This is a genomic window from Verrucomicrobiales bacterium (assembly GCA_016793885.1).
Lineage (GTDB): Bacteria > Verrucomicrobiota > Verrucomicrobiia > Limisphaerales > UBA11320 > UBA11320.
Window position 1 is genome coordinate 25096 of the sequence record JAEUHE010000212.1, and the last position, 14798, is coordinate 39893.

Annotated in this window: 5 protein-coding genes; 3 read left to right on the forward strand and 2 right to left on the reverse strand. The window is 59.7% G+C overall.

Annotation, left to right across the window (positions count from 1 at the left end; translation table 11 throughout):
• Positions 1-36 precede the first annotated feature (36 nt).
• The 3 genes from JNN07_24095 to JNN07_24105 are packed head-to-tail and all read left to right on the forward strand — an operon-like array spanning position 37 to position 10585.
• Positions 37-9063 (forward strand): hypothetical protein, encoded by a 9027-nt coding sequence (locus JNN07_24095; GenBank protein ID MBL9170835.1) that lies wholly within the window; start codon positions 37-39, stop codon positions 9061-9063.
• A gap of 22 nt (positions 9064-9085) precedes the next feature.
• The gene (locus JNN07_24100) at positions 9086-9937 is read left to right on the forward strand and encodes a hypothetical protein (protein ID MBL9170836.1); all 852 of its coding nucleotides are present in this window, start codon (positions 9086-9088) and stop codon (positions 9935-9937) included.
• An 18-nt stretch (positions 9938-9955) separates the two neighbouring features.
• Positions 9956-10585, forward strand: a complete 630-nt coding sequence (locus tag JNN07_24105) for a toxin-antitoxin system YwqK family antitoxin (GenBank protein MBL9170837.1) — start codon at positions 9956-9958, stop codon at positions 10583-10585.
• A gap of 128 nt (positions 10586-10713) precedes the next feature.
• Here the strand turns inward: JNN07_24105 and JNN07_24110 are convergent, their stop codons facing one another.
• Together JNN07_24110 and JNN07_24115 are read right to left on the reverse strand one after the other, a co-directional pair.
• Positions 10714-10953, reverse strand: a complete 240-nt coding sequence (locus tag JNN07_24110) for a hypothetical protein (protein ID MBL9170838.1) — start codon at positions 10951-10953, stop codon at positions 10714-10716.
• A gap of 1085 nt (positions 10954-12038) precedes the next feature.
• Positions 12039-14480: a DUF1593 domain-containing protein gene (locus JNN07_24115; protein ID MBL9170839.1), complete on the reverse strand. Its 2442-nt coding sequence runs from the start codon at positions 14478-14480 to the stop codon at positions 12039-12041.
• Between the last annotated feature and the right edge of the window lie 318 nt (positions 14481-14798).

A 14798-nucleotide genomic window follows, 5' to 3' on the forward strand; every position in this document is an offset into this window, starting at 1 on the left:
CCCGGGTGTTCAGAAACTTTGTTTTCGAATCCTCCCATGCACACCTCAACTCTCAACACTCCCGCAGCCGGGCTTGGCAGGGCGCGGCCTTCACCGGTGGCCGCCGGCCTCAAGCGGAGCCCGGCGCACCAACCGCCCGGTGTTTACGTGGACCCGAAGGCGGCAGAGGACGGCCGCACTCCTAAGGCTTCGCCATTCCCGGCGCCCACCTCCTTCGCCCCCGCGTCTTGGGCCGCGGCAGCCTTCTGCCGCTGTGGGTTCCAACCGCTTTGCATCGTCCGCTTTGCTCTGGCCATTCTTATGGGCACCTGGGCGGCACCCGATGCCTCGGCTCAGGCGCTTCCCCTGGAAATTCGTCAGGACGCCATCCGTTACAATCTGAGCTCAACGAACGGTCTGCCGATTTCGACCACCCGAGGGGTGCCGCCCGGTTCCGATGGGCGTGGACCGACGGTGGCGCAACAGCGGGCCGCCGGCTTAACGGAGGTCCCTGCTACCAGTAACCAGTTTAGCGGTTTGGTGGTGTTTGGAGGCGTGGTCAGACCGGCAACCACCTCTCTGAACGCAGGCCAGAGTCTTGCTGCCAATGCTGAGAATTTGGACCTGCCTCGCATCAAAGCAGATGGCAAGGTCGTCATGACGATGCTTCGTGGCCGCGTCGGGGCGCCTCTGCTGGGGCGTGCTGTGTCTTTCCTTTTCGGCCAGGTTATCCCGCGGCCTAATGTGGACGAGTATGGTGTGCTGCTGAGCACGGTGAATGTGAACGTCAACCCGCCCCGGCCCGCGCAATCAGCCGAGACCTACTGGCTGCCTGAGCCTTATACCACCAACAATCACTCGGCCACCGGCTACTACTGGAGCCCGCACGCCCAGGCTGTCTTCGCTGTGAATCCCGGTCCTCTGCAGGTCGCCTGGCGTCGGAGCGTGGCTTCCACTGCGCCCAATCCGCCGGTGGGTGTTGCCAACGTGCTGGTCCTCGGGGTTTCCTACGTGGTGGCGACCAATCAATACGTGGTGTCCGGTAGTCCGGTAAAGGCCCCGCGCCTGATGTATTGGACCGAGCGTTCGTTTGCCGATACCGGCAAGCCGGTGACCGTGCCCAGCGCTCGCGTTGGAGCGGTCAACGTGGTTTACAACGATAATTTCCCTGAGCGTGTCGGTGCCGAGGTGGTGATTCCGGGAGCTGCTCCGATCGTCACCAGCAATACCCTGCAGGAAGTGCGGACCTTGTGGTACGATGGGACGGGCGGGCAGGCCGGGGGCCAGATCCGCGCGTACAATGTCGAGGGTCGCATCTTTATGGAGCTGCTCGGCGATGTGCGCTCCGCCAACAGCCGCCAGCATCTGGGCTTTGAGGTCGTGGATGTGATTCGTCAGCCTGCTCCGAATGATGTCACGATCGAACTCGGCGAGAGACTGACCTCCTATGCGGGCGGCGTTCCCAGTGACGCCCATCTGTTTCCTGAACCGCTGCTCCTGGTTGGTGAGGGTTTCACGTTTCAGCACAACTCGGGCGGCAGCAGACGACCTACCTATTACGCGACCCGCGAGACCCGGAATCAGAATGATCTCCAGGTGCATTGGCTGGAGGAAGGACTCGAAGGTTTGAAATGGCCGTTTCGCTTTGTCCGGTATGAGCTCGTTTGGCCGGATGAGGTGGCGAAGTACAGTCACTATATCCGTCCAGGAGTGTCGACCGAGAGCGAAGCGAAGGCGACAGCGGTGGCTCTGCCCTCTCAGAATGCGCCTACGATTGCGTACCAGGATCCGCTCGATCAGCCGCGCGGCAAGCTCACTGACAGCTTCGCCTATTACAGCTTCCTCGACGCGTCTCACCCGGCCCATCGGGCGCTCCTGCAGTTCACATCCGGCGAGTTCGTCCGCTTTGAGCGCGTGTTCTCATGGCTGGATCACAGTTTGCGCGACCAAGCGCTGGATCTTCCGAGCTTCGTCGGGAGCGTGGCGACCAACCTGAACGCCTGGACGAGTGATCAGGTGTTTGATTGGCCTAACGAATTCGTCCGCCCTAGGGTCATCGATGAGACTGTCCTTGTTGGCGATCGTCTCACGCCGCCCGTCGGCGAGATCGGGAATGCCCCGGACGCGAACTACCTCGCCGGCTTCATTCGGCAGAGCGAAGGCGATCTTTATTATCCCGAGGCGTATGTTGATCCTTTCTCCCGTGGATTTGAGCTCGCCAACCGTGGCGCGATCATCCCGGTCAACGCCGTTCCGGGAAAAGACATATTGGAGGTCTGGTGGTTCCGAAAGAATCAGGTGCAGACCACCCAAGGTTTCCAGAACAGTTTCTGGCCGGCGGTCATTGGACGTTACAGTCTGCGGTGGCCCACGCGCCCGGCTGAGATCGTATTGGCCAGCAACGACGGGTCGGGACCTCTTGTGAGCCTTCAAGCCAACGGGAGCATCTACTATCAGAACGACCGCTCCCTCCCCGGCTACAATCCGAACGAGGAACACGCGCTCGTGCAAGGCGGACAAGCCTTCGCGCTGCGCGATGACCTCAACATCACCGCGGCCAACGGCTTCACCTCGGAGCCCTTCGTGTTGCTGGCGTACACCGAGTCGGACGGTCGTCCGGCGATGCGGCCCTTCAAAGTGCTGCGAGAAAAGCCGGAGGCCGGCATCACCTTTGACTACCAGAAGGCCGCCGGCACGATCCTGCAACCGCCCATGCCGCTGCCGCTGTTGGAGCTACCCATCGCACCCCAGCTCGCCGGCCAGCCCCCGCTGAGCTTGAACACGGAAATTTCCGGATACGTCGTGGCGGCTTCCGTCCGGCGCTCAGCGGGTGCGTTCTCAAATCAAGTGATCACCACGACCGAACGGCATTTCCTCCAGCCCCTCAAACCGGTGGCGATGCAAAACTTGCTCACACCTGCGGCGCCCGTGTGGTTGTTCCCGACCGGCGTCACCGCGACGACGATCGAAGGACCGGTCAGTTCCCTGCGCCCGCTGGCTCTCAGTGCCTGGGGCGGCAGTCAGAGCCAGAGCACGGCCCGTTGGCGCTTCGCCACCCGCATCCCTGCCGGGCTGGCCGCTGGCGCGACACCCGCGGTGCTCTTCGGCTCCGACACTACCAACTCGTGGGTCGTCACGGTGACTGAGGTGAACACGGTGTCGCAGTACGTCGAACTTCAGACGGAGGCCGTTTTCCCGACCTTGGCTCGGAACGCCGCCACGCTGGTGATGTCCGGGGATGGCCCCTCCGACAATTCGTTCGTCGGTCAGCGTCTCGCGCCTGAGCCGTTGCCCACCACGCTGGCCGACACGTCGCTGCGCGACCGCTATGCGTCGTTCACGCTCAAGGATCGCAAGGGCAACATCTGGATCTATCGCGGCCCGCACGACGCCGCCGAACAACCATCGCTCGCGATGAAGTTCTATTACCGCACGCTGCCCGGCTTTTTCTTCCCGACTCTCGGCCTGGAAGCGCAGCCGCCCGTCGGCACCGTCACGCCCTATCTGCGCCCGTTGAATGCGAATGGCTCTTTTGAGGGGGATCCGGTTTATGGTAACGTGCGGGGCTCAAATCAGGAGGCCGACGGCAACGCTCTTGGCATCACCTATCGTCCGGTTTGGCCTGCGAATGTTCCGGTGCTGCAAATGGCCGAGACGCTCACCACGCCCAAGCGCGGCCTGCCGGCCGTGCGTGGCCAGACGAGCCTGGAGATTCTCTACCAGCAATCCCACATCGCTGGCGGCGAGGCGGCCGAATCCGCCGTGCTTCATGATCCCATCCGGGAGAAAACCTTCGCGCTGAGCCCGCCTGGGAGCGAAAGCGATTTAACTTCCATCCCGCCATCGGTGAGGACGCAATCCTACCAAAACAGGATTTACTTTCCCAACCTCCCGCCGCACTTGGCGGAGCGCTTCTTCTTGGACCCCAGTCGCGGCGCCAACGGACATCTGGTGTTCAAGGGCCAGTTCGTGGATGCAGCTTTCGGCGACAAGTATGTTTTCCTGAACGTCCTGGGGCAGGGTGATCGAGCGGACTTGCAATCTCTGTGTGATATCAATGATCCCAGTAAGGAGCACTGGGATGCGGCCATCGATGGACTTTCGACCACCCTGGAAACCTTCATCGAGAATCCCGCGCAACCGCGCACCTACATCCCGTCCGCACCAGAATTGATTGGCGTCGGCGAAATTTCACACATCAACAATGATGACGTGGCCGTGGAGGCGAACTACGCGCTCACAGCCACCGGCCCGGGCACGGGCTATGTCTCCCTCATCGCGGGTAACGGCCGAGCCTTCACGCCCGAAGGCGACCCGGTCAGTGTGTCGGTCTTCAAGGTCGTCAACACGTTGTATCGCGGTGAGGTCAACATCGTCCAGTCCTCCAACCCGTTGAATGAAAAGCTGACGATGCAGCAAGTCGTCGATTTTGCTGCGAAGATCGAGGATTATCAGTTCGAGTGGAAGATTGCGTCGCCCGTGGATGGGTTGCCGCCGGCAGTCTACCGAAATACCCCGGCACGACTCCTTTCCGATGGTGTTTGGTCGCACCTCCGGTTCCCGCTGCCGACGGACCAGGCGTCGTCGGTCGCTGCTGCTGCGCGGGAGAGGTTGCTCCAGGACACCTCCACGACCGTTTCCCCGGTGAGTCGAATCCCCTATGAGTCCGTGGTTTTGGTAGATGGAAAGTTCCGCTTCCGAACTCCGGCCAATCCAGCGCATGGACTGAGCGCAGGTAATCGAGTGGTTCTGCGCAAGAGCGATGGTGCGGAAGTGTTCGGAACCGTGAGTGCATTCACCACGGCGACGAACATTGACGTCAGCATCGACCCCAATCAAAACGTCACCAGCCAGATCCATGAGATTCTGGAGCTGAACGAGCGCGTTACGACCAACGACCTGCAGAGCATCGTGTTCCGCTCATTCCTTCAACCAGCCGGCGATTACTCCGAATACTGGCTGAGCATGGATTTGGACAATGCCCTGGGAGCGGTGGTTTATATCGACGGGCAAATGATTGTGAGAGCGAACACGGGCCGGGGTGACGCGATCACGACATCCCCGCCAGGAGGATTGTTTCCCTTGAGCCGGGTTTATCGCCTCAGCCACGCCGACCTCGCCGGGGGGACCCTGAACCCGGATGGCTCGCGCACGCACAGCATCGCCGTGGAGCTGATCTCCAGCGCGTTTCCCGCACAATACATCGCCTTCAACGCGCGGATTGAAGCCTTCAGCTCCGTGGATGTCACGGAGCAGCAATGGCTGCCCCTCGATGCGGACCTCTACCCCGATGGTGTGCGCGCCGTGTTGGGGGCCAAGGCGGACATCCGCAGCTTGGCAGACAATTACCTGATCATGCGCTATCAGCCGAAGAACAGCGCCCACGCCTCCTACGTCCCGAATGGCGCCGGCGGCAACGCCCTTTGGTCGCAGTGGACCACACCTCAACTGGCTGAGGGTTGGATTAAGCGCGTGTTGAACGGCATCAACCCCTTCAACCAACGGATCACCGACCTCTTTAATAACTCGGTCAATACGGACGTCAGCATCGTGGCGCAGGCCGGGCAGCGTTGGGAAGGTGATGTCGCCCTGAATCTGGACGCGATCAACAACGCCGGTTTGATCGAGATTTATGAGACAGTATTGAATCGTGGCAAGATGCTGAGCATCGGCGGTGGCATCAATTACGGGCCCGCCAACGACGCGTTGCTGCTTGCCGCCGGCTACCTCAATGATCTTTACATGGTGCTGGGTAACGAGGCGTGGGCGGATGCCTCGAACCCGACCATCGGCATCGGCACCAAGGACAGCACCTACGGTGATGTCGCGACGGCGCTCTTTTCTTTCAAGGGCCAGCTGCCAACGCTGCTGGAGGAGGAGCTCGCGCTGATGCGGGGACGAGATGATTTCCTCCTGCCCGGAGTCGAGCTTCGGCCTGTTTACAATCGCATGGTTTGGAACTACACCCGTGGCATCGACGCCGGGGAAGCGATCTACGCCCTCAACTACAATGTGCTGGATCAGAACACTGATGGGAAAGTGAATGCGGATGACGCGCGGAAGCTCTATCCCCAAGGACACGGCGACGCCTATGGCCACTACCTGACGGCGATTAAGGGCTACTACGCGCTGCTGATGGATAACAATTACGATTGGGTGCCGCGCATCGAGGCTGTGACCGTCCTCGGCAAACCCGTGTCGGTGGATTATCAAGACGAGAGGAAGTTTGCCGCTGCTGCTGGGGCGCTGGCACGCGCTGGGAAACACACCTTCGATCTGACCTGGCGACGGGATTATCAGTCTGGCACTGGAAACGGCTGGTCTCACTTCTCGGCGACCAAGGCCAACCTTAGCTCGAGGGACGTCGCCACCACCCGTTACTGGGGATTGGACCATTGGGCATCACGCACGGGGCAGGGCGCTTTCCTGAACTGGGTTGTTGGCAACGCCATCCTGCCGGATCGCGATCCCGATCCGTCGCATCAGGGCAGCATCCAGCAGATCGATCGCTCGACGGTTCCGGAGTTGAAGGAGTTGGTTTCGGTCAACGCCAGTTTGCAGGCGGCGATGGACAACGCCAACGCCGGAAATACTCCGCTGGGACTGCCGGCCACGACGATCCCATTCGACCTCAATCCAAACGTCGTTCTGGGAGCCGACAGCAACACGCACTTTGAACAGGTTTACCAGCGTGCCAAGCGCGCGCTCAACAACGCGATCGTCTCCTTTGACGACGCGAAGGATGTGACGCGGTTGATGCGTTCGGAGGAGGATTCCCTGGCGGATTTCCGAACTTCGGTCAATAAGCAGGAACTCGCCTATACAAACACGTTGATCGAGCTTTACGGCACGCCTTACCCCGAAGATATCGGTCCCGGGCGCACCTATCGCACCGGCTACAATGGCCCTGACTCACTCCATTACATGTATGTGGATACGAAAGAGATCAATTTCAACGGCCTGCTCAATCCCGCTTCGGACACGCAGTGGATCATCGATACGCAAACCTTCCAACCGGGTTGGGCTGGGGAGGATTTGATCTCTACCTTCGGCTGGATCAAACCGGCATTTATAGGCGAAGTGGATGGTACCAGCCGGACTGAAGACTATCTGGCCAATACTAATTTGTTCATCCAGTACAACCTCTCATCTCACGGCTTCTTCAAGAAGCCGGAGACGTGGATCGGCCAGCGCTCATCGCCTGGAAAAGTTCAGCAGGCCATTTCCGATGTGATCAAAGCGCGCAACGCTGCATTCGCCGCGTTCTACTGGGCGGATGCGGCGAAATACGATCTGGACTGGGCCATTGTCTCGCTCGAACAGAAGAAGGCTTCCCAAGCAACGATCCGCGGGGTCAAAGGCGAGATCCTTCGCTCCCAAGTTGTGATCGATCAATCCCGGGTCGCGTCCGAAACGATCAGCGACACCATGCAGTTCCTGGCGGAGCAATTAACGGGCACGGTTGACAAATCATCCGATGCGATTCCTACCAGTTTCATCGCGGGGTTGGCGGTTGGTGGAGATCTCTTCTCCAGCGCGAGGTTTGGCATCAAAATCGCCGGGCAGGTCGCCGCTGATATCCTCAAAGGGTTGGATGTCGTGAACAAGGCGGCCATGCGCAGCAGTGCGCTCGCCGTTGACACGGCCAACCGGTACCTGGAGTACGACCAGATTGCCCCGGAGGAATTCAATCAGCAGTTGCGCGAAGCGGTCAGCACCGTCCGCGACAAGGTCTATGGCATGAACAACAACTTCATGACCATCAACCACCGCCTCCAGGAGCTGGATGACGCGCAGCGCAAGTATCGATCGCTCCTGGCTGAGGGCGAGCGCACCCAGCAGGAGCGTCAGGTCTTCCGCCAGCGTTCTGCCGCGGTGATTCAGGGCTACCGGACCCGTGACGCCGCTTTCCGCATCTTCCGCAACGAGAAGCTTGAGCGCTACAAGGCTCTCTTCGATCTCGCCGCGGAATACGCCTTCATGGCCGCGCAGGCCTACGATTATGAGACCGGCCTGCTCCACAGCGACCAGGGCAAGGAATTCATTAATCGCATCGTCCGAGCCCGGGCCCTCGGTGTGGTGCGAAGTGGCGAGCCGCAGTTCGCCGGGAGCAACACTGGTGATCCGGGGTTGTCCAGCGTGATGGCGGAGATGTTCGCCGACTGGTCCGTCCTGAAGGGGCGCCTGGGTTACAATAATCCAGATGCCTACGGCACCACCGTTTCGTTGCGCATGGAGCAACTCCGGATTCTTCCGGGCACCAACGGGAACACAAACTGGAAGGACATTCTCAACCAGGCGCGCCAGGCGAACATTCTGTCCGACCCGGACGTGCGTCGCTATTGCCTGCAGCTCAGTGCCGCCAACGGCCGGCCGGTTCCGGGCATCGTCCTCGAATTCAGCACGACCATCGCTGATGGCGTCAACCTCTTCGGCCAGCCGCTGGCGGCCGGGGACCATGCTTACAGTCCGAGTTCCTTCGCTACCAAGATTTTTGCCGCGGGGGTTGCCCTGGAAGGCTATCAGGGCATGGATGATCCCGCGGCCAACTCCGGCGTGGTGGTCGGGGGCGGTGCCAGCTCGCCTCCGGATCCGGATCTGACCTTCCTCGACTCGAATGCCATGTCGGCCACGCCTTACATCTACCTGATCCCAGTCGGGGTCGACTCCATGCGTAGCCCGCCTCTGGGCGACGTGAGCAGCGTGCGCACGTGGAGCGTCAATGACGTCGCCATCCCGCTCCCGTTCAACATCAGTGGCTCGGACTTCTCGAACGCGCCGTTCTATCAATCCGATGACTCGCTGAGCGAAGCGCCATTTGCCATCCGAAAACATCAGGCGTTCCGCCCCGTTTCGTCGGCCAGCGTGTTCAGCCCCAGCATCTATGCCACCACGGGCGGGCTCCAACGTTCGCAGTTCACCAACAATCGGCTGGTCGGTCGCTCAGTCTGGAACAGCAAATGGAAGATTGTCATCCCCGGCCAGACGCTGTTGAACAATCCGGAAGAAGGCCTGGAGCGCTTTATCCGCACGGTTCGGGATGTGAAGCTTCACTTCGTGACCTACTCCTATTCCGGCAACTGAGTCCAACCGTGGAACATCATTTATGAATCCTACTCTGAACCGTTTTACGAGATGGGACACAGCCGTCCTTCTAGGGTGCTTGCTGGGTGTGTTGCCGGCGTCGGCGTTCCCGCCTGCACCTCATCATACGCTCTATGGCATGGTGAGAAATCAATACGGCGAACCGCTGAATATCACCTTGGGCGAGGTGTTTCTCGAGACTGCCTCCGGATCACCACTGCGCTGCCAGATCGTCGAAGGGCTGGGGGATGGGTTCAACTATCGACTCGAGGTGCCTATGGACTCAGGCACGGTGCCGGGGCTCTACAAACCCACCGCGCTTCTTCCAGCCACTGCGTTCCGGCTCAAGGTGCAGATCGGTCAGACTACCTATCTCCCGATGGAGATGGTGGGGAACCTGGCTCGAATCGGTGAGCCAGCGCTGCAGACCCGCCTGGATCTGACTCTGGGCGTGGACTCGGATGGTGACGGCTTGCCGGATGCTTGGGAGCAGGCGGTTATCGCGGTCCATGGCGGCACCCTCGCCAGCATCAAGCCGGACGGGGATGGAGACGGGGACGGGATCAGTAACCTGGCCGAGTATTTGGCCGGCACCTCGGCCTTCGATCCTACGGACGGTTTCCGCCTCACCCTGATCGACGTGGGCTCGGGTGCGACGACGCTTGAGTTCCTGACCATGCCCCGACGCACTTACACGATTCATGGTTCAACGGATCTGGCCCAGTGGAAGCCTGTAAAGTTCACGCTCGCATCTGAACCAGCCGGGTCCCCGTTGCGTGCCGATTTTTATTCCAACGAGGTGGTGCTGCTGCGGGTGTCCGTGCCCTTCGAGGAAGGTACGAGTAATCGTTTCTTCAAAGCGAAGTTGGAGTAAGGCTGGAGCCTCTTTATCATGGAACTCAACGACTCCTTCTGGTCGAGGCGGAGAGTCTGGGGGACGATCCTGTTCTTGGGCACCGCCTTGCTTCTGTGTTTCTTGGCTCCCCAGTTGCTGGTTCGTCGTGCGGAACCTTGGCCGGAAGTGCTACGGAGTGAATTGAGGCTCTTGGAGGGAAGACTCACTCGTTTGGGATCCAGCAATGCATTCTCAGGATTTGTCATCGAACGGTACCCGGCCGGGCTGATGATGTCGCGATCCGCGGTTTCAAACGGTCTTTTGAACGGGATCTCGCAAGGTTGGTACACCAACGGCCAGATTCAGGTGATTGAGCATTTTCAAAATGGCATCTCCCACGGCCTTCGCACCAAGTGGTATGAAGGAGGGCAGAAACTCTCCGAAGTGGAGGTGGTTCAAGGAAAGCTCAGCGGCCGCTTTCAGCGCTGGCATGAAACGGGGGGGCTCGCTGAGGAAGTAGAGCTGAGGGATGGCCTGCCCGAGGGAGTCTCCCGTTCCTATTTTGCCAGCGGATCCCTGAAGGCCAGAGCTGAACTGCGCCAAGGGAAGGTGGTGGGACAGGAGTTTTGGAAGGATGGCGAGCAGCCGGGGCAAGCTCGTTTGGATTCTGGCGCTGTGACGAGGTAATTTCTCACGCCGACGGGAACCGGAGACAAGTGGCGAAGGGATTTGCTGCTCCACGTCAAGTGACGTTGGAATTGCCACCCTCTCTAATGCGATAGGCGGCGCAATGAAAGCTATGTGCTCTTCATCGGCTACTGTATGGCCTTTTTTAGAATCACTGTAGTCTTCACATTGCCGCCCTCCTTTTCTTGGGATGAGCTAACGAAAACCCACCCTTCCCGCGACAATGTGTTGAGCTTTTGCTCAAGGCTTTTTGCCGAGTATACTTCCAGCACTTTGTATTCGAACGCAGCTGAATGGGACGAGGAGGAGGCGCATCCTGAAAAAAGCAACGCTGCGCTACACACCAGGCTAAACAGCGGGGTTTTCATAAATGAGTTCTAAACTCTGCGGCAGCATAAGTTGCGGCACAAGGACCAAAACCTGGTGACACTTTCCTTTACTGTCCAGGAAAGCAGCTCATCGATGAGATGCGGCGACTGGGCAGCGCTACCATGACTGATTGGCCACCCAGGCTGAAGAGCAAGTGAGCACGGAGCTAGGAACTCAGGATTCGACGGTGCTGAGTCGCTTTTAAAAAAACGCTGAGATGGCGCAAAGCGTCGACCACCGCGGGGGGTTCTGGCCCAGCCGTACCGATTATTCCATACGTACGTATGAAATAATCGGTACGGTGAGCTTTCATGCTTAGGCTGGAGACCAGGAGCACATCGATCGCAGGGACTCGCCTAGTCGCCGATGTAGCACAGAACCATATCATCGATCCGGCGGATCTCTTTGGTATCGAGAACACTCGGCCCCAAGGGCGACGCACGGTCTCTCCTTGGAACAATGGCTCTTGCTTCCATCCAGCAAGAACTCAAGGCACATGCCACGACCCGTAGCAGCTCCTCCGATTTCCGACGACCCCGGGGCTCCCCCCCCTGACGGATTAATCCATACGTACGTATGGATTAATCCGTCAGGGGGGGAGTGCCGGCGAAACTGCTGAAACGCTCAGTTGCGGCTCCATTCTACTTTCGAGTCTTAGAAGTCCTGCCCGCCAAGCTCAGGCATATGATCGCATTGGGATCGAGGCGGCTGTTTCAATTCTTTGCCGGCTACAGGAGTTCTTTCCAGGCAGACAGATTCCCGATACTACGATGAGCGCATGACGATTGTGAGCAGTTTATACGACGAGGAGGGCGACTTGCTTAGCGAGTTGGAGCGTGAGTTCTACAGAGATAACGACTTGATGGAGCAGTAGCTTGCTGGTCGGATTCGAGTGCATCATGACGTTTTCCATGTCACAGACATGTCCTAACAGGCTTCTCCAGTGAACGCGCAGCCATATGAACGAAACCACTCGATCCACCAGCCTTTAACCTCCGGGTTGTTCAAATGATCATCGTTCCTGCATCCCTGGTTTCGTCCGAAATGGCCAGGTTCCTCACATCCTTCACTTGCGCTTGCAGTTTTACCGATTCCGCCAGGGGCCGTCCGCTTCTAGAAAAATCCCAAAGAAGGAGTAGAGCTGTTCGTTGGAGATCGCATCCGGCGTGTGATCCCGTCGGTTGCTCATCCCAACATGTGCCTTCACGCCCAGTAGCTCGTTCACCTGGATGGTATGATTGAGCGCGGTCCAGCGCTCGGGAGGATCCTCGGATCCGCCACTCACGAAGAATGGCCGCGGTGCGATGAGTGCATGCAGTTCGTGCAGGTCGTGACCACGCTCCCGGAGTTGCCGATACGCCCCGGTGGTGGGGTTGTCTGCGGTGGGAACCCCGGCGCGCGCGCGTTTCTGCACGGGATCTTGCCCGAGATACCACGGCTCCCAATAGTTCACATTGGGACGGGTTTCATCAAAGACGATGCCCGGATCGCTGATCGCGACGGCGGCGAAACGATCGAAGAGCGCCGCGGCAAAAAGGGCCCATTTGCCCCCGTAGCTGTGTCCGGTCACCCCAATGCGACGACGGTCCACCTGCGGCAGTGCAGCCAGCAGGTGCCAGCAATTCGCCGCGACATAAGCGTGGAATGACAGCGGCTGGCACTGGGCGGCTCCTAAGGCTGGCTGGTAGGCGTTTCCTCCCGGAGTGCCGATGCTGAGGGTGACAAAACCTCGTCGTGTGAGCTGAAGGGCAAAATCGCGAAACGGTTGTTCACGGTTCAATCCAATGCTGGTCTCCGGTTCATAGTAGACCACCAAGACCGCGGGTTTGCGTCCCGGTCCTTCTGGGCTGAGCAGCCAGCCCTCCTGCTTTTGCCCAGGGGCAATCTCGAGGCGGATCCGCTTTTGTCTGAAGTTGTCGCGACGCGACTCGCTGAGCACTTCCCACCGTGGTTTCTTGATCTCTTCAGGCCATGGCCCCAGGGCGGTTCGCCACGCTCCCTCGATTTCTTCGCGGCGTCGGACCCACTCTTTCCGGGTACGGACGGGTGAACCATCGTCGAACAGGAGCGGCGATCTCAGCTCCGCGAGTTTGCCTGCGTATTCTGGCGGGGGGCTAAGAAGCGGGTTTACGGTGAGCTGAGCTGAGTTCGGATGGGCGACTTCTACCACCACGCGTCGATATCGGGTCAGGGGTGGTTGCCCGGAGTCTGTCGCCGCTACCAGGACATGGAGGGTTTCACCGCCGGCATCCGCCGGAATGACCATTTCCGTGCTTGAGCCGTGGTTCGATGAGAAGGAGGCAGGCCCTCGATAGCTTCCTGCTTCTGGATAGAGGAACCATTCGAACTGCAAGCGGCCTCCATCGGGATCGTTGCTCCCCTCCGTTCGCAATGGGAGCCGTTGACCTGGGCGTGCGCGTAGATGAAGGATAGAATATCCGGGCACCTCGTTGAGAACTAGTTGCGGAGGATGATTGGCGGCGTTGGGCGGCTGGACGCACCAATCGAGGCGCGCGCGAAAGTCATTTTGCAAGGCCACCGCCCAGCGGCTCAAGGTTTGGTCGCGGTTGGTGGTGCCGTGCCAGGCATCTTCCTGGTTCGCCCAGAAGTAGGCTCTCGCTGGAAAGTGTTCCGGCCGACCTCCGTAGCGTCCTCCCCAACTGCCCCAGGTGGGCTGATCGGGATCGTTCATTCCCGTGGGGACTAGATAGAGGAATGACATCGAGTCTCCCTCCTTTTGCGGATGCGTGGTGTTGACGGGGTAAAGCGCTCCGAGTGGACCGTGGTTTTGCACCACGTCGCGCAGGATATCAAATCCACCCGCGGTAGCGGTCAGGGCTGAGAACCGATGGTACCATCGACGTTTCTGGATCTCCGGCTGCCAGGTGTTCACCCATAATCTCCAAGGTGGATCGATGTCGCTGTGTTCGGCGAATTTGTCGTAGCTGACCAATCGGAGCCGGTTCTTGAACTTTCGGTATCCGGCGTCGCCGCGCTCGCGTCGCACCTTGTCCAGCGCTCGGCGTAGGTTGTTGGTTCCGGAGCCGTTGTCGCTGCCCCAATCGGAGTACCAGAGTGGACGAGGATCGGTGGAATCGACGGCACGCAGGATTAGCTCGACGCCTTCCTGGGTCTCGTCATGACCAGGGACCGTTCGTGCGCGTAGGATGTCGGGCTGGGGGTAGCGGGCATCGTGTTGGACGAGATTGCTAAAGCACTGGCTGTAGGCATCGATCAGGGATCGGACGATACCCAAACCGGTGCGTTCAAGGTGCCGGTTTTCCCCGTCTCGGGCCTTCAGCCGGTTGGCGATGATGCCTTCGACATCCCATTCGTTGGCGTAGAGAAGGAAGCGGACCAGGGACTGCTCGTCGTCCGGGTCCCCTCCGGCGTCCGTTTCGATGAGGATCCGGTGGCGTTCGGGGGTGAAGGGGATTTGGGCGGGCAAGGGGAGGCTGAGGGCCAGAACGAGTAGGAAGCCCAACGCAGGTTGGGTGGATTTGTTCAGAAGGAGGGTCGTGAACATGGGTAGTTGGTAAACCCTGATTAGAAGCCGGCAGTGGTTCCGTCGAGCCATTTATTTGCGATGAAGGGCCGCCACGCTTCCCCGCTTTCTACAGGAACCCCCGAATCCTCCTTGGATGGCGTATCTCGCACAGGAGGGCGCTTACTCCGGTGTGTCGCGACGCGCTTGGAGTGCGGTAGCCCTCTCTGAGCATTACCCACAAGTTCGGAGGGCTTCCTCCCTATCCCAACGGGATTGCGCCTCAAAGCCCAGGGTTGGGAGGAACGAGCTACCCTGGGGAAAACGCCATAGAATCCACAACCCCATCGTGGGTTGCGA

Excerpts from the sequence above, each read along its gene's own strand:
- JNN07_24095 (MBL9170835.1), top strand. The coding sequence starts at position 37 with ATGCACACCTCAACTCTCAACACTCCCGCAGCCGGGCTTGGCAGGGCG.
- JNN07_24100 (MBL9170836.1), top strand. The coding sequence starts at position 9,086 with ATGAATCCTACTCTGAACCGTTTTACGAGATGGGACACAGCCGTCCTT.
- JNN07_24105 (MBL9170837.1), top strand. The coding sequence starts at position 9,956 with ATGGAACTCAACGACTCCTTCTGGTCGAGGCGGAGAGTCTGGGGGACG.
- JNN07_24110 (MBL9170838.1), bottom strand. The coding sequence starts at position 10,953 with ATGAAAACCCCGCTGTTTAGCCTGGTGTGTAGCGCAGCGTTGCTTTTT.
- JNN07_24115 (MBL9170839.1), bottom strand. The coding sequence starts at position 14,480 with ATGTTCACGACCCTCCTTCTGAACAAATCCACCCAACCTGCGTTGGGC.